The sequence below is a fragment of the Rhizobium sp. SEMIA4064 genome, assembly GCF_003025035.1.
Classification (GTDB): Bacteria; Pseudomonadota; Alphaproteobacteria; order Rhizobiales; family Rhizobiaceae; genus Rhizobium; species Rhizobium paranaense.
Genome location: NZ_PYJN01000010.1, coordinates 81,391 through 96,970 on the forward strand (window position 1 = coordinate 81,391; position 15,580 = coordinate 96,970).

General features: G+C 59.3%; 17 protein-coding genes. 9 read left to right on the forward strand and 8 right to left on the reverse strand.

Going from position 1 to position 15,580, the window contains the following annotated elements:
- Positions 1-86: 86 nt before the first annotated feature.
- A complete protein-coding gene (locus tag C9E91_RS05835; protein ID WP_107107419.1) occupies positions 87-710 on the forward strand; it encodes a helix-turn-helix transcriptional regulator in 624 nt (207 codons plus the stop codon).
- A 110-nt stretch (positions 711-820) separates the two neighbouring features.
- Positions 821-1,828: an asparaginase gene (locus tag C9E91_RS05840; RefSeq protein WP_107107499.1), complete on the forward strand. Its 1,008-nt coding sequence runs from the start codon at positions 821-823 to the stop codon at positions 1,826-1,828.
- A 6-nt stretch (positions 1,829-1,834) separates the two neighbouring features.
- On the opposite strand, the gene C9E91_RS05845 is transcribed toward C9E91_RS05840, so the two are convergent.
- From C9E91_RS05845 to C9E91_RS05865, 5 genes are all read right to left on the reverse strand, one after another.
- On the reverse strand, positions 1,835-3,157 hold the full coding sequence (locus C9E91_RS05845) for a DUF2254 domain-containing protein (protein ID WP_107107420.1): 1,323 nt from the start codon (positions 3,155-3,157) through the stop codon (positions 1,835-1,837).
- Between the two features lie 99 nt (positions 3,158-3,256).
- On the reverse strand, positions 3,257-3,469 hold the full coding sequence (locus C9E91_RS19955; RefSeq protein ID WP_107107421.1) for a hypothetical protein: 213 nt from the start codon (positions 3,467-3,469) through the stop codon (positions 3,257-3,259).
- Positions 3,466-4,272, reverse strand: coding sequence for a DUF2092 domain-containing protein (locus C9E91_RS05855; RefSeq protein ID WP_107107500.1), 807 nt, complete (start codon positions 4,270-4,272; stop codon positions 3,466-3,468). The genes C9E91_RS19955 and C9E91_RS05855 overlap by 4 nt, the downstream gene beginning before the upstream one ends.
- Positions 4,273-4,513: 241 nt before the next feature.
- Positions 4,514-4,756, reverse strand: a complete 243-nt coding sequence (locus tag C9E91_RS05860; RefSeq protein ID WP_146143980.1) for a hypothetical protein — start codon at positions 4,754-4,756, stop codon at positions 4,514-4,516.
- Positions 4,757-5,088: 332 nt separating this feature from the next.
- Positions 5,089-5,565, reverse strand: a complete 477-nt coding sequence (locus tag C9E91_RS05865; protein WP_107107423.1) for a DUF2127 domain-containing protein — start codon at positions 5,563-5,565, stop codon at positions 5,089-5,091.
- Here C9E91_RS05865 and C9E91_RS05870 point away from each other — a divergent pair.
- A complete protein-coding gene (locus tag C9E91_RS05870) occupies positions 5,564-6,154 on the forward strand; it encodes a phosphatase PAP2 family protein (RefSeq protein WP_245407434.1) in 591 nt (196 codons plus the stop codon). The genes C9E91_RS05865 and C9E91_RS05870 overlap by 2 nt on opposite strands.
- Before the next feature lie 23 nt (positions 6,155-6,177).
- Here the strand turns inward: C9E91_RS05870 and C9E91_RS05875 are convergent, their stop codons facing one another.
- On the reverse strand, positions 6,178-6,939 hold the full coding sequence (locus C9E91_RS05875; protein WP_107107424.1) for a DeoR/GlpR family DNA-binding transcription regulator: 762 nt from the start codon (positions 6,937-6,939) through the stop codon (positions 6,178-6,180).
- Positions 6,940-7,062: 123 nt separating this feature from the next.
- On the opposite strand from C9E91_RS05875, the gene C9E91_RS05880 reads away from it, so the two are divergent.
- Together C9E91_RS05880 and C9E91_RS05885 are read left to right on the forward strand one after the other, a co-directional pair.
- Positions 7,063-7,419: a DUF4406 domain-containing protein gene (locus C9E91_RS05880; protein WP_107107425.1), complete on the forward strand. Its 357-nt coding sequence runs from the start codon at positions 7,063-7,065 to the stop codon at positions 7,417-7,419.
- Positions 7,420-7,537: 118 nt separating this feature from the next.
- Positions 7,538-8,158 (forward strand): glutathione S-transferase family protein, encoded by a 621-nt coding sequence (locus tag C9E91_RS05885; RefSeq protein ID WP_107107426.1) that lies wholly within the window; start codon positions 7,538-7,540, stop codon positions 8,156-8,158.
- Here the strand turns inward: C9E91_RS05885 and C9E91_RS05890 are convergent, their stop codons facing one another.
- Positions 8,159-8,521 carry an MmcQ/YjbR family DNA-binding protein gene (locus C9E91_RS05890; protein WP_107107427.1) on the reverse strand — a complete coding sequence of 121 codons (363 nt, stop codon included), beginning with the start codon at positions 8,519-8,521 and terminating at the stop codon, positions 8,159-8,161.
- Positions 8,522-8,568: 47 nt separating this feature from the next.
- Between C9E91_RS05890 and C9E91_RS19735 the strand changes: the two genes are divergently transcribed.
- Complete coding sequence (locus C9E91_RS19735; RefSeq protein WP_181316020.1) at positions 8,569-8,925, forward strand: hypothetical protein; 357 nt, start codon at positions 8,569-8,571, stop codon at positions 8,923-8,925.
- Positions 8,926-8,956: 31 nt separating this feature from the next.
- A complete protein-coding gene (locus C9E91_RS05900) occupies positions 8,957-9,853 on the forward strand; it encodes a LysR substrate-binding domain-containing protein (protein WP_107107429.1) in 897 nt (298 codons plus the stop codon).
- A gap of 27 nt (positions 9,854-9,880) precedes the next feature.
- Here the strand turns inward: C9E91_RS05900 and C9E91_RS05905 are convergent, their stop codons facing one another.
- Positions 9,881-10,540, reverse strand: a complete 660-nt coding sequence (locus C9E91_RS05905) for a glutathione S-transferase family protein (protein WP_107107430.1) — start codon at positions 10,538-10,540, stop codon at positions 9,881-9,883.
- A gap of 292 nt (positions 10,541-10,832) precedes the next feature.
- On the opposite strand from C9E91_RS05905, the gene C9E91_RS05910 reads away from it, so the two are divergent.
- Positions 10,833-14,306 carry an indolepyruvate ferredoxin oxidoreductase family protein gene (locus tag C9E91_RS05910; RefSeq protein WP_107107431.1) on the forward strand — a complete coding sequence of 1,158 codons (3,474 nt, stop codon included), beginning with the start codon at positions 10,833-10,835 and terminating at the stop codon, positions 14,304-14,306.
- Positions 14,307-14,385: 79 nt separating this feature from the next.
- Positions 14,386-15,549 (forward strand): isovaleryl-CoA dehydrogenase, encoded by a 1,164-nt coding sequence (locus C9E91_RS05915; RefSeq protein WP_107107432.1) that lies wholly within the window; start codon positions 14,386-14,388, stop codon positions 15,547-15,549.
- The last annotated feature ends 31 nt before the right edge of the window (positions 15,550-15,580 follow it).

Consider the following 15,580-nt stretch of genomic DNA (forward strand, 5'->3'; position numbering starts at 1 on the left):
CATTTTCCCTAGCGAATAATTATTTTCCAAGTTATGAATTGGAAATTACATCGTGCCGAAATTAAAACAAGAGAAAACTTGGAAAAATGCGCCAATCGCCGGCAAACCGCATTCTGATCCTGCTGAAAACCGACGGGCCGCAGCTCGCATCGACGATCGGTGGTGCGCTCGGCATATCGTCTGAAGCGGCGCGCCAACAATTGACGAAGATGGGAGAGGAGGGCCTGGTCGAGCCTGTGACGGAAGCCGCATCGGGCCGGGGGCGACCGCGGCAATTCTGGCACCTGACGGCGGCCGGCAACCGCCAATTTCCCGATGGCCATGCCGACTTGACCGCGACGCTTCTAGCGACCATGGCCGAACAGTTGGGGCAGGGTGCGGTCGATGCGGTCATTTCCGCCCGCGAAACGGAGACGCTCAAGCGCTACCGTAGCGAGATCGAGGTCACCGCCGACCTGCCGTCGCGCGTCGCCACCCTCGCCGCCATCCGCACGCGCGAAGGCTATATGGCGGATCATTGGCAGGAAGAGGACGGTTCGCTTGTGCTGGTGGAGAACCATTGCCCGATCTGCGCCGCCGCAACGGTATGCGCCGGTTTCTGTCGGTCCGAACTCGAAACGTTTCGTGCGACACTTGGGGCAGACGTGGAGCGAGAGGAGCACATCCTTCTCGGCGCGCGCCGTTGTGCCTATCGGATTCGGGCGATCTGAAGCGAAACGGCTATGTGGTCACCATGGCCATAGATTCCTGAGGCGGTTGGCAATCCCCCGCTCACCGGCTATCAGTAGCGTATCTCGCAAATCAAAGAGTGCTTCCCATCATGTCCAATCCCGTCTGTGTCGAAGTCACCCGTGGAAATCTCGTTGAAAGCCGTCATCGCGGTTCGGTTGCCGTCGTCGATGGTGATGGGACGTTGGTGCTGTCGCTTGGCGATATCGAGAGTGGAGTGTTTCCGCGCTCGGCCTGCAAGGCGATGCAGGCCTTGCCGCTGGTCGAAAGCGGTGCGGCGGATGCCTATGGCTTCGGTGACATGGAATTGGCGCTGGCCTGCTCCTCGCATAGCGGCGAGGACGCGCATGTGGCTCTGGCTGCCTCCATGCTTGCCCGCGCCGGCCGGGATGTCGGCACGCTGGAATGCGGCGCACATTGGTCCTTCGAGCAGAAAGCGATCATCCACCAGGCGCGCACTGTCGGAAAGCCGACGGCGCTGCACAACAACTGCTCCGGCAAGCACTCCGGCTTCGTGTGCGCTTGCTGCCATCAGGACATCGATCCCAAGGGCTATGTCGGCTACGACCATCCGCTGCAGCAGCAGATCCGCGTAACGATGCAAAACCTGACGGGAACGCCGCTAGGCCACGACAATTGCGGCACCGATGGCTGCTCGATCCCGAATTACGCCGTGCCGCTCAGAAGCCTGGCACATGGTTTCGCCAAGATGGCGACGGGCGTTGGCCTGGAGCCGCTGCGCGGCAAGGCCTCGCGCCGACTGTTCGAAGCCTGCATGGCCGAGCCCTTCTATGTTGCCGGCACCGGCCGGGCCTGCACCAAGCTGATGCAGGTGGCCCCGGGCCGCATCTTCGCCAAGACCGGCGCCGAAGGCGTCTTCTGCGCTGCAATTCCCGAACAAGGCGTCGCGATTGCGGTCAAATGCGATGATGGCAGCGGCCGCGGCGCCGAAACCATGGTTGCCGCCGTACTCGCCCGCTTCTTTGAAAAGGGCGGGGACGTCCATGCCGGTTTGATGGCGATGGCCAACAGGACGCTCAGCAACTGGAACGGCATCCATGTCGGCGATATCAGAGCGGCGGAAGCGCTGACGGCATAAGGCTGCTTAGCCACTATTCCGAATCTGAGATGTGCCGGACAGCGGTCGTACGGTTGAAGGCGTCGAGCCGCCCAAGCCTTGCGAATCCGCCATTTGGGCCAGCGCCAAGTCCTCCGGAAAGTCGTATAGCTCTGCCAGCCGCCGATCCAACAATGCCAGTTCCGCCTCCAAAGCCGGCCGGCGGAAATCGGGCAGCACCTGCAAGCCATATTCCAGTACGGCGCGCAGGCGGCGCGCGATCTGGAAATTTTCCGCGCCATAAAACCGAATTTCGCTGAAGGTCAATTTTACGAAATCTTCCCAGTCCGGCGTCCTGCAGATGACCCGTAGTTCTCCAGATTGGTTCAGGATCGTTTTTCCCGTTAGGTTGCGCTTACCCACGAAGCAGAGCAGGCGCTGCAACTGATCGATCGCGGGCACCGCGGTCGTCGGATCATTTATCGCCTTCGAGAGAGCCTTGATGGCAATATCCACGATGATCCTGAACGCGAATGTCGCGTCCTGTTCAAGGGTCCGTTCCGGCCCGAAGGCGATCATCGCCTTCAGGACGGATTCCTCGGGAAATCGGTTGCCGTACAATCGAAAGAGGGGCTCGCCAGATGCCACAAAATCACCGATCCTCGGGACCAATTCGATCACTGACTGCGTTTTCTCGGCCAACTTCAATAAGGCACTTTTGTTGATGGCCACGATGATGGCGGGTCGCCCCTTGTAGAGGATAGTTTTGTCGGGCCGAGTACTTGGTCTCGGATCTCTAGTAGCGGCGTCCGCTTCTCTTGTCGCCATTGTCGGAAACACGTCCTCGATGACCGCGCGACCCTGCTCGCTCACTCGCAAGACAATGCTGACCGGTCGTAGGAGACGGGCGGCATAGTCGATCAAATAAAGGAAGGCGGCGATGGACAGAAAACCCAAAAAGCCCGCGACACCTATGATGGCATGGTGGGTGTCGGTTTCCAGCCTTGCGAGTGCGCCCGTTGCGAACAGCAGCGTGAATATGAAAAGTCCGACGGTGAATCGGATGGCATTGTCGCGCAGCAAGGTAGTCGCAATGATCCGGGGCGTCAGTTGACCGCCTGCGATTTGGATCGCCACCAGCAGCGACCCAAACGTAAAGACGACGAAGGTCAGCGTCATCGTAATGATCGTTTCCAGCAGCCTCTGCGAGCCCGCAACACCCCATGGCCATGGTTCGATCCAGATTAACCACGGTTCAAATAGATAGGCCATGCGAATTGCTATGATATACATAAGTAAGGCGATGAACGGCACGAGCCATAGCGAAGATTTTATGTAGCTTTTCAAGCTATATAATCGGCTCCAGCTCATCTTTTGTTCCTCGGTATCCGAGCGGGATACCATCGCCGCATCACAGATTACGCCAAAATAGGCATATCGGTGGTTCGATCTACTACAATCAGCGAGATCCTAGCACGCGTACACTCCTGCGGCGCAGCGCCGTGAGGTGCGCCGTGCCACGCCTGCCACACTAACCGGCGTCAAGGGACGCCCGACTCTTGCCTCCGCTGTCGAGACAAAGCCATGGATGCCGGGGACCGACAGTCTTTCGCCCGCCTCAAGCCCGGACAATCCCATGCCTGCAGCCATCAAAAGAATTCCCAGTTTCCTGATCATGGTCATTGGCCACCTCCTTTGACAAAATGAGCGGGTAGTTCGTCGATATCTTTCAGTTCCTCGATGTCGGTCTTCTTGGCTCCAGTTGCGTTGTTGAAGGCGAAATCATCCGCGGCAGCGTCAGCGCCTGCTTTCCAATCCCTGATCTGGATGCTGTACTGCGGTGCCTGGTCAACCTTGTTGGCGGTGACTACATACCTGCAGGGATAGGGGTGGTCGCCTTGGGCGATCCATATCTGCCAATCAACATCCTTGTTGCGAAATGCGAGATGATCGCATTCGGTACCGCCGATCACGCCGCTGCCGAGATCCTTCACATTGACCACATCTGCGATCAATTCATTGTAGACATTGGGCAAAAGCAGATCAGCGCCGGGTACGGGTTTGTGGAGCTTTTCCCTTAATTCATCGACAAGATGCTCGACCGTGCCAGGCACCTCCATCTGCGTGTAGAGATTGTGGTTCTTGCCCAGCAGGGTGAGCGTCTTGCCGTCGAAAAGCATTTCGACATCGGCGAATCCGCCGGTCCGGGCAACGCGGATCTTGTCGGGCCTGCCGAGTTCAATGTTGCCCGAACTCGCCAGCAGCAGCTTTTGGTGGTCCTTGGTGACGACTTCGAGATTACTGTCATACGCGAACGAAATGGTCTTCTGAGCCGCCATATAGTCCGACATCGCCTTAAGTAGCGCCTTGGCTTCCGCTTCGCCAGCGCTTGCTCCCTGCGACGCTCCTATCACAAAGATCAGCGCCAGTGCCGACGAAAACGCCACTCCGGTCGACCATGTGGCCTTTCGCTCTTTTCTCCTCATCGGTGTATCCTCCTTCTGGTTGCTCATGATTGGTCATGGCGCACTGCCTGGCGGGGGCTATTTCAAATCGAGCCCGGCACCCGCGAAGAACTGGTCAATCCGGCTGGCCTATGCGCTGGTCGCTCCACATGATTTCCTCCGCGAAAAAATTCTGGTTGAGCACGTCGACGATTGGTTCGAGCTACGAATTCGCCCAAATCAAAGGTCTCAAGACCAAATCGAAACGAGCGCCGGAACTTCTTCAGACGCCATCAAGCAAAGCTTGTATCCGAGGGCACGACACCAGGAGGCCGCATAACGCAACGAATTCGTTAGCGTCGCGCGGCGTAGGCGCGAGGCCGAACCAGTCCGGACCCGCATGCCCCGGCGACCAAACCAGCCGTTCCTCCAGAAGATAGACCCCGAAGACGACATCAATTGCACCGCGCTCACCAAGATTCAGGCTTGGACGGATGCCGTAGGCAGTGACGGCGGCGTTCAACACGATTGCCACCTCGATCAGCGCGGCTCGATATCCCCGCCGCCCTACAACGAGTCGGTCGCGTAGTCGATGATCGATACGCTAAAGCACGCTGTGATACGGATACTTGTAGGAGATCGCGTTTCAGCATTTCGCGCCTCCTTCTATCCCGTGTCTCAGAGATCGAATTTGGATTATACGCGAAGCAATCGCATAGAGGGCGTATATTACTGTATTGCACGCCGCATATACCGCCCGCTCAACGCCGCGTTCAATTGCAAACAGATTCAGAAATCAGACTTTGTCCCTCCATGTCGGAGGACAACATGCGACAGCAACATGGCGCCGCCTGTTTACTACCTTGTCGGCAGATGCTGCCGCACGAGCCTGTACTCATGCCAGATCAAGCCCATGACGACCACATCGAAGGCCGTCAGCACCAGAAGCCCGATGCCATGCGTGTCGGTGAAACGGTAGAGCTGATAGACGATGAAAAGCCCCAAAGCCGCCAAAGATGCTGGATATGCCCATAGCTTGCCCCTGAGAAGGCCGATGACGAGCAGCACTTTCACCAGGCCATGGCTCAGGAGATAGTACGCATAGAAGTTCTTGGTCGCGAGGGAGAAGTCATGCGACCAGGCGAGAAGGTGAGTGGCGATGAAGTCTTTGGGATCTCCGATCAATTCCTCTTGGGTGAGTGCATTCACGAGACGAACGATCGAAGCGGTACTCACCAGCGCAAGCGCTATTCCCCCAATACATTCGATGAGCGCATGAGCGCCCTTTAGCAACACGCTGATCTCAAAGAGCTGATGAATCCGGCGTTCATTCATGCTCGATCGCAATCCCCGTCAACAATTTTGGATGAATGACCACATGGATCAAGCAGTCACACAATGGATCAATAGTTTCGCAGGCATAAGTCCAATGTTGGACCGGATCATGATCATGATCACGCAATTCGGGGTTCCACTCCTCATTCTGGCGATTGTGCTGCAATGGTGGAGTGGGGGCGCCTCCAAAACTCATGTGCGGCATGCCTGTATTGTGGCGGGGTTGTCTTTTCTTATTGGGTTAGGCGTCAATCAAATCATCCTGCTGTTCGTGCACCGGATTCGTCCATATGATGCAGGTATCACGCACCTGATTATCGATCGCTCCGCCGATTGGTCGTTTCCGTCCGATCACGCGACCGCGACGTTCGCCATTGTTGCGGCTTTCCTGCTATGTGGCCTGTGGCGGAGAGGTATCGCCTTCCTCGTTGTCGCTCTGTTGGTCTGTCTGTCCAGAATCTATGTCGGGACGCACTATATCACCGACATTCTCGGTGGCGCCGCGACAGCCATCGTTTCGGCGGCTGTTATAAACATAGCCTATCGTCAGGATTCGAAGCTGGACAGGTGGATTACTGGCCTGCTTTGAATGCATCTGTATCGCAGCTTGCTTCAGTCGCTGACCGTGAAAATGGGAACCTGTGCGCTCCGATAGGGCGCCAGGCTCGCCTCGGTGATGTCAGGCGGCACGACCATGCCCGAAACCGCCGTGATGGGCAGGATATGGCATGGAGAGGCGGCATCCAGCTTTTCCTGGGTCACCATCACATAGGTTTCCGCCGAGCATTGCGCGATATGCCGCTTGATTGCCGCCTCCTCGAAATCGCCGGTCGAAAGGCCGTGAACGGGGTGGATGGCGGTTACGCCCAGGAAGAAGATATCTGGCCGCACCAATGAGATTGCCGCCATAGCCGCCGCGCCTGTCGCCACCATCGAGTGCTTGTAGAGCTTGCCGCCGATCAGGATCACGTCGGCTGTCGGATGATGTTCCAACTCGCCCGCGATCGTCGGGCTATGCGTGACGACGGTAAAGGCAAAGTTCCTGGGAAGATGGCGGGCGATCTCCGCCGTCGTCGTCCCGCCATCGAGAAACACCGTTCGTCCCGGTTGAACCATCTTCGCCACAAAGGCGCCGAGTTGCCGCTTCACATCCGGCGCTACACCCCGTCGCGTGGAGAAATCCGGTAGCTCCGGTGCGAGCGGCAGCGCGCCGCCATGCACGCGTTTCAGCAGCCGCTCCGCCGCCATTTCCCTCAGATCCCTGCGGATCGTGTCTTCGGACAGGCCGAAATCGTCTGCGATCTTCTTGGCGATCACCTGGCCGTCGCGCCGCAGGATATCGAGGATGAGGGTCTTTCGCTGGCCTGTAAGCATGCCTGTTTCCGCACGATAATTCATGAAATATCGTGAATTTATCAAAAATGAGTCGACAATCAAGAACTTTAACGCATATTCGTGCAAATCCATGCATGATGCATGAGGAAGAGGAGATGTGACATGTTGATCTTGATTGCCGGGCCGTATCGTTCGGGAACCGGAGACGATCCGCAAAAGATGGCGGAGAATCTCAAGCGGCTGGAAGAGCCGTCCTATGCCTTGTTCAAGGCAGGGCATCTGCCGATGATCGGCGAATGGGTCGCCTTGCCGGTCTGGCATGCCGCCGGCGGCAAGAGCATCGGCGACGATCTCTACGAAGAGATATTCCACCCGACCGCAGGCCGGTTGCTGCAACTGTGCGAGGGCGTTCTCCGGCTTCCCGGCGAGTCCAAGGGAGCCGACAACGACGTCCGCATCGCCGGCGAACGCGGCATTCCCGTCTGGTATCGGCTGGAAGATGTGCCGGGCTGTGCCTAAGGTGCGGTGCGCAGGCGGCATACATCAAAAGCTTTCATAACCGATATCGATGCCAGCCACTTCCGTATTCCTCCGGTCGCCGTTAACGTCTGACGAAATCAGAGCGGAGGAAACGGATATGCTGAATTTGTATTTCGCACCGGGCAGTTGTGCACTCGCCAGTCTGATAGCGCTTGAAGAGTCGGGCCTTGCCTACGAGCCGCGGCGCCTCAATTTTGCCAACGGAGAGCAGCGGTCGCCGGACTATCTGGCGATCAATCCCAAGGGTCGTGTTCCGGCGCTGGTGACAGACAAAGGCGTCATCACGGAAAACGTTGCGATCCTCGCCTATGTCGCCCAGATCGCGCCGGCCGCCCGGCTGGCGCCGCTCGATGATCCCTTCGATTTTGCCCGCATGCAGGCCTTCAACAGCTACCTCGCCTCGACCGTGCATGTGAACCATGCTCACAAAGGGCGCGGCTATCGCTGGACCGACGATGAGGCGGCGATCGAAGCGATGAAGGCCAAGGTGCCGCAGAATATGGGTGAGTGTTTCACGCTGATCGAGGAAAAGATGCTGGAAGGGCCATGGGTGATGGGCGAGCAATATACCGTTGCCGACGGCTATCTCTTCACGCTGACAAATTGGTTGCCGGGCGATAGCGTCGATCCGACCCGCTTTGAGAAGGTCAGCGCCCACCACGCGCGGATGCTGGAACGCCCTGCCGTGCAAAGAGCCATCGCCGCCGAGCGGGCTTGATCAACAGGCGTCGAAGGCAGCCCGCAATGTCTTCGGCGCCCGAAACTGCCAGGCCTCGATCAGCCGCAGTTGCAGTTCTTCGTCACCGATGGCGTCGATACGCGTTGGCAGCGCCGGCCAGCCGACATAGTGATCCGACTGGAAATAGATCTCGGGCGCCATCTCGATGAGCTGCTCCTTGCGGTCGATCGGCAGCGCCAGCACGATCGTCTCGCCATTCTTGACCGAAACGAAAGCCTTGCCGCCGACCTTCAGCGCCGGCGTGCCATAGTGGGTGCTGACCTCGACTTCGGGCAGGCCGGCTTGCGCAGCAACGCGTTGAAGGCGTTGGGATATCGCGTCGGTTTCGATGCTGACGGCCATACTGCGCTTTCCCGTTCCGGTCGTATGTCGTCCACAATCATACACCAGTGGAAGAGATAGCCGAAGAGCCGGTTGGGAAGGTTCAGCGTGTGAAAGGGCTTGCTCTTTCGTTACACGCATTCTTTCAATCTTTGATCTGGGCCTTCCTTCCGCCCCAAATTCTCGGGCATGAGCGGCAGGTCGGCCAGTTCCTCCAGCGACATGGCCGCCAGTGCCGGATGTTGCAACGGGTCGTCACGCTCGTTGTTATCGCGCGGCAGGTGATTGAAGAAAAGCTTCAGTATCGACATGGCATGCCTCCTCGCTACCGCAACGATGCGCTTGTGGTGTATCAGTCGACGGGATGGTGGCGGTTGTGGTTTTATGCCGCAATGATCGCGCGCATCGCCCAGCTTTTCAATTGAGAATGCCGGGATGCTGATATAGATATTCTATATGAAGAATCTCAACAGCGTTCATCTGAATGGCCTCCGGGCATTGGAGGCCGTGGGCCGGCTTGGGTCGTTGCAGGCGGCTGCCGACGAGCTTGGCGTGACCATCGGCGCCGTCAGCCAGCAGGTGATCAAGGCTGAGGCGCAGTTGGGGCGGCCGGTTTTCGAGCGTACGCCGAAGGGCATGATCGTGACCGAGGCAGGCCTTTCGGTCTTGGCACGCCTCGGCGAAGGCTTTCAGGCACTGTCGGCGGCGGTGACAGCCGCGCAGCACCGTGATGACAATATTCTCACTATTTCCGTGGCTCCGGTTCTTGCGGCGCGATGGCTGGTGCATCGGCTCGATCGTTTCGCCAAACGTCATCCGGATATCAGGCTGCGTATCGATGCGACCATGCAACTCATCAATCCGGCAACGTCGGATGTCGATATCGGCATCCGCGTCGGCGATGGCCAATGGGCGGGCGTCAAGTCCGAGCTACTGCTGGAACAGGAGATCTTTCCGGTGGTGACGCCGCAGATCGCCAGCCGATTGAAGGAACCGGCCGATCTCCTGCAGGTTCCCGCCGTCATCGACAGTAGGGCTATGTTCACGTGGGAGGTCTGGCTGAGCAAGGCCGGCCTCTCCGGCAAATGCATGGAAGAGCGGCATATCTTCAACGACGCCTCGCTTTGCCTCGACGCCGCCATGGCGGGCCAGGGCGTCATGCTCGCTTGGCAGACGCTGGCCGCCTATGCACTACAACAGAAATGCCTCGTCGATCCCTTTGGCATTCGTGCCAAAAACGGTTTCGGCCATTATTTCATCACGGCGGAAGGCGTGCGTGAAGCCAAGAAGGTGACTGCTTTCAAGACCTGGATGCGCGACGAGATGGAAGAGAGCATGAAGCTCTTTCGCTAAGGCAATTCCAGGGAAAACGCGCGGTTTTTACACCGGCTCCTTGCCGCGTGTCGCCTGCATCGCCTTATAGGCATCGCGCGACTGACAGCGCTCGATCCAGGTCTTCAAATTCGGATGGCTATCGAACAATGCCTGCTCGGTCTGAGCGTAGCGCAGCACCTCCGCGAGATTGAGGTCGGCGACGGTGAAGCGATCGCCCAGGAGGTAATCCTGGCCCGTCAGGTGCTTTTCCAGCACGTCCAATGGCCGCTTCAGCGACCGGCAGGCAACCGCGATCCCGGCCTTGCCGGCATCGGTGTTCTCCTGCGAACGGTCGTAGATGCGGACGAGGGCCACGGAGTAGGGCTCTACCTCCGTAGCTGCCCACATGGTCCACATGCCGAGCAGACCCTCTTCTTCCACCGTCTTCCCGGATAGCGGCCCGCCATACTTGCGGGCGAGATAGAGATTGATGGCGAGCGATTCATGCATGACGAGATCGCCGTCCTTGACAGCGGGGATCATGCCCATCGGATTCACGGCCAGGAATTCGGGCGTTATCGTATTGATAGGCGCTTCCGGGCTTAGCGGATTTTCGAGCCGACTTGCCTGTATCACGGGCACGGATTGAAAGGGGATGCCAAGCTCCTCCGCCATCCAGTAGTTGCGCGATGCGCGTGAGCGATAGACGCCGTAAATCGTCAGCATGGTCGGTCTCCAAAAATCGAGTCGAAGCGAGGTTATGGGCGGCTTTCGCCAAGCGGAAGAGGCTCCGGCTTATATCTGCAATGAAAGCTTTTGATGAGTGTACAGGATCAAGCACGAAAATATCCGCCAAGCCCTCCAATCTTTGCGAATCGTGCCGGCTGCGCACCGCCTTCGTTCGGAAATTAGCGATGGTGCATGCTAATATCGATTTAGATTTTCTCCGGTGCGGTAGGAGGCATTCGGCGGAGATGTTCTTACGCATTCGGTGACTGCGATCTCGGGAGGAGAGCAGATGCTAGCGACCAGCGTATCGCTTGACGATAAATATACAGCAGATGAAGGCCGCGTCTTCATGACCGGACTGCAGACCCTCGTGCGTCTGCCGATGACGCAGATGCGCCGCGACCGCGCTGCCGGTCTCAACACCGCAGCCTTCATATCCGGCTATCGCGGCTCGCCGCTCGGCGGCTACGATCAACAGCTTTTGAAAGCCAAGACCTATCTCGACGCGCATGACGTCACCTTCCAGCCAGGCATCAACGAAGACCTTGCCGCCACGGCCATCTGGGGTACGCAGCAAGTCGGCCTGTCGCCCGGCGTCCGCAAGGACGGCGTGCTCGGCATCTGGTACGGCAAGGGTCCCGGCGTCGATCGTTCCGGCGATGTGCTGAAACACGGCAACGCGGCCGGCACCTCCAAGCATGGCGGTGTCCTCTGTTTCGCTGGCGACGATCATTCCGCCAAATCTTCCACGATCCCGCACCAAACCGACCATGATTTCATGTCGGCGGTCATTCCGGTCATCTATCCGTCCTCAATCCACGAATTCCTCGAATACGGCCTGCTCGGTATCGCCATGTCGCGCTATTCCGGCTGCTGGGTCGGCATGAAGTTCATTGCCGACACCATCGAGACGACGGCCGCCGTCGACCTCTCGGGCGAGAGGCGGCAATTCGTGCTGCCGACCGATTTCGAGCTGCCGCCCGGCGGCCTGAACCTGCGTTGGCCCGATCCGCCGCTGGTGCAGGACGACCGTCTGCAAACCTACAAGGCCTATGCCGCCATCGCTTTCGCCCGCGCCAATCGCGTCGATGAAATCACCCATGATGTGCCCAACGCCCGCTTCGGCATCATCTCCTCCGGCAAGGCCTATGAGGACGTATTACAGGCGCTGCGCGAACTCGAAATCGGCCCCAGGGAAATGGCCGCCATTGGCCTGCGTATCCTGAAGATCCGCATGCCCTGGCCGCTGGAGCCCGAGACCGTCCGGCATTTCTCCGAAGGTTTGGACGAGGTGCTTGTCGTCGAGGAGCGGCGCGAGATCATCGAAAACCAGATCAAGCAGCAGCTCTTCAATTGGCGCGCCGATGTCCGCCCACGCATCGTCGGCAAGTTCGATGAGCACGACAAACCCTATCTCAGCCTCTCGGCCGCTTTGACCGTCGGCTCGGTGGCGAGAGCCATTGCCGGGCGCATCGTCAAACTCGATCTCGATCCTTCGCTGCACGACCAGATCGCTGCCAAGCTTGCCTATCTCGCCGAACGCGGCCAGATCAGCCGCACGCACGTCGCGCCGCTCAACCGCACGCCGTTCTTCTGCTCCGGCTGTCCGCACAACACATCCACCCGCGTGCCCGAAGGCAGCCGCGCTATGGCCGGCATTGGCTGCCATTACATGGTCACCTGGATGGACCGAAACACTCAGACCTTCACGCAGATGGGCGGCGAGGGCGTGCCTTGGACAGCGATCGCCCGCTACACCGACGAAAAGCATATGTTCGTCAATCTCGGTGACGGCACCTATTTCCATTCCGGCATTCTCGCCATCCGCCAATCGGTCGCCGCCAAGGTCAACGTTACCTACAAGCTGCTCTACAATGATGCTGTCGCCATGACCGGCGGCCAGCCGATCGATGGCTATCTGACGCCACAGCTCTTGACCCGCCAGTTGCACGGCGAGGGCGTTTCGCCGATCTACCTGCTCGCGGAAAATCCCGCCGCCTACGCGGCATCGGATCTGGCCCCCGGCGTTAAAGTGCTGCACCGCGACAATATCGATCAGGTGATGCTGACGCTGCGCGAGACCGAAGGCTGCTCGGCCATTGTCTATGTCCAGACCTGTGCGGCCGAGAAGCGCCGCCGTCGGAGCCGCGGCTTGCTGGAGGATCCGGCCAAGCGCGTCTTCATCAACCCCGCCGTTTGTGAAGGCTGCGGCGATTGCTCGGTGCAATCCAATTGCATTTCCGTCGAGCCGCTGGAGACGGAGTTCGGCCGCAAACGGCAGATCAACCAGTCGAGCTGCAACAAGGATTTCTCTTGCGTCAAAGGCTTCTGCCCGTCTTTCGTGACCGTGCATGGCGGTAAGCGCCGCAAGCGCAAGGCGCTGGAGCATGCGGATGCCGAAGTGCCGATGCCCGAGGTGCCCGTCATCGGCGAGCGCCCCTGGAACATCGCGATCGCCGGCGTTGGCGGCACCGGTATCCTGACGATCGGCGCTATTCTCGGCATGGCTGCCCATCTCGACGGCAAAGTACCGATGATCCTCGACATGGCCGGCCTCGCGCAGAAGGGCGGCGCCGTCATGAGCCATCTGCGTATCGGCTACAGCGAGGCCGACGTCACCTCGTCGCGCATCGTCAATGGCGGCGCCGATCTGCTGCTTGCTGCCGACGAGGTGGTCGGTGCCTCCAAGGATGCGATTACGCTCTGCGCCTCGAACCGCACGACGGCCATCGTCAATACCGGCCTGATGCCGGTCGCCGATTTCGTTCGCAATCGCGACTTCGATTTCAAGATCGGCTCGGTACAACACACCATCGCCAAGACCGTCAGCGACAAATCCGTCTTCCTTGATTTCGGTCATGTTGCAAGCGAGGTCACTGGCGATGCCATGTCGACCAATATCCTTCTCACCGGCTTTGCCTGGCAGCGCGGCTTGCTGCCGTTGTCGCTGGAAGCGATCGAGAAGGCGATCGAGCTCAACGGCGTGGCCGTCAAGGCCAGCCTCTCGGCCTTCCATTGGGGCCGTCTGCTGGCGCATGATCCGCAGGCCGTGCGGGAAATGATGACGGAACCGGATGCCGGCAAGACGCTGGCGGAGATGAGCCTCGATGAGCTGATCGCCCACCGCAAGGCGCATCTGACCGCTTATCAGAATGCCGCGCTTGCCGATGGCTATGCCGCTTTCGTCCAGCGTGCCACGGCTGCGGCTGCCAGGGAGCGGCTTTCGGATAAAGTGCCCTTCGCCGTCGCCGCGACCTATGCGCGGGTGCTGGCCTATAAGGACGAATATGAGGTGGCGCGACTGTTGACCGATCCGGCCTTCGAGGCCCATTTGCGCGACGAGATGGAAGGCGACTTCAAATTGGCCTTCAATCTCGCCCCGCCGATGCTGGGCGGAAAAGACCCGAACGGCCGGCCGAAGAAGCGCGAATTCGGCCCCTGGATATTGCCGCTGCTGCGCAGGCTCGCACCGATGAAGCGGTTGCGCGGCACGGTCTTCGATCCGTTTGGCTATATGCGGGAGCGCCGGCTGGAGCGCCGCTTGATCGGTGAATATCAAGTGATTGCCGACCGCGTTCTCAACGGTCTGCGCGCGGGAAATGAGACGGAGGCTCTTGCCATCCTGACATTGTTCGATGAGATCAGAGGCTTCGGACCGATCAAGGAGGAGGCGGCTCGTAAGGTTATGGCGCGGATCGCCGAGAAGCTGAAGACCTATGACATGCCGGAAGAGAAGCGTCACGTACCCGCCGATGCGGCGTGATGCTCTCAAAATTGGCACATGAGCCCGTAAGGCGGCTTTGGAAAAGATCATGCTCTAGGGGAAGCGGGAGGAGAAGGTGATGTTTGCAGGGGGATTGAACTTCGCGCTCGGCGAGGAGATTGAGGCGCTGCGCGACAGCGTGCGCCGCTTTGCCGGCCAGCGCATCGCGCCGCTCGCCGACGAGTTCGACCGCAACAATGGTTTTCCGATGGAGCTGTGGCGGGAAATGGGCGATCTTGGGCTGCTCGGCATCACCGCCGATGAAGCCTATGGCGGCGCTGGTCTCGGCTACGTCGCGCATGCGGTCGCCATGGAGGAGATCAGCCGCGCCTCGGCCTCCGTCGGTCTGAGCTACGGCGCCCATTCCAATCTCTGCGTCAACCAAATCAATCGCAACGGCACCGACGAGCAGAAAGCACGCTATCTGCCCAAATTGGTCTCTGGCGAACATATCGGTGCGCTCGCCATGTCGGAACCCGGCTCAGGTTCCGACGTCGTCTCGATGAAGCTGCACGCGCAAAAGCGCGGCGACCACTATGTGTTGAACGGCAGCAAGATGTGGATCACCAATGGTCCGGATGCCGATGTGCTGGTGGTCTATGCCAAGACCGCGCCGGAGGCCGGCCCGCGCGGCATCACCGCTTTCCTGGTCGAGAAAGGTTTCGAGGGTTTCTCCGTAGGCCAGAAACTCGACAAGCTCGGCATGCGTGGGTCCAGCACCTCGGAGCTGGTTTTTATCGATTGCGAGGTACCGGCGGAGAATGTGCTGGGTCAGGTCGATGGCGGTGTCCGCGTGCTGATGTCTGGCCTCGACTACGAGCGCGTCGTCCTGTCGGGAGGCCCGCTCGGCATCATGGCCGCCTGCATGGACGTCGTGCTGCCTTATCTGCATGAACGCCGGCAGTTCGGCCAGCCGATCGGCGAATTCCAGCTCATGCAGGGCAAGCTTGCCGACATGTATGTGACGATGAACGCCGCGCGCGCCTATGTCTATGCGGTTGCCGCGGCCTGCGATCGCGGCGAAACGACCCGCAAGGACGCCGCGGGCTGCATTCTCTATGCTGCCGAAAAGGCGACTGGCATGGCGCTCGAATGCATCCAGGCCCTCGGCGGCAACGGCTATACCAACGACTACCCCGCCGGCCGGCTGCTGCGCGACGCCAAGCTCTACGAAATCGGCGCCGGCACCTCCGAAATCCGCCGCATGCTGATCGGGCGGGAGCTATTTACCGAGACTGTCTGATTTTGAAATTTCACCCCCAATTTTGGTGATA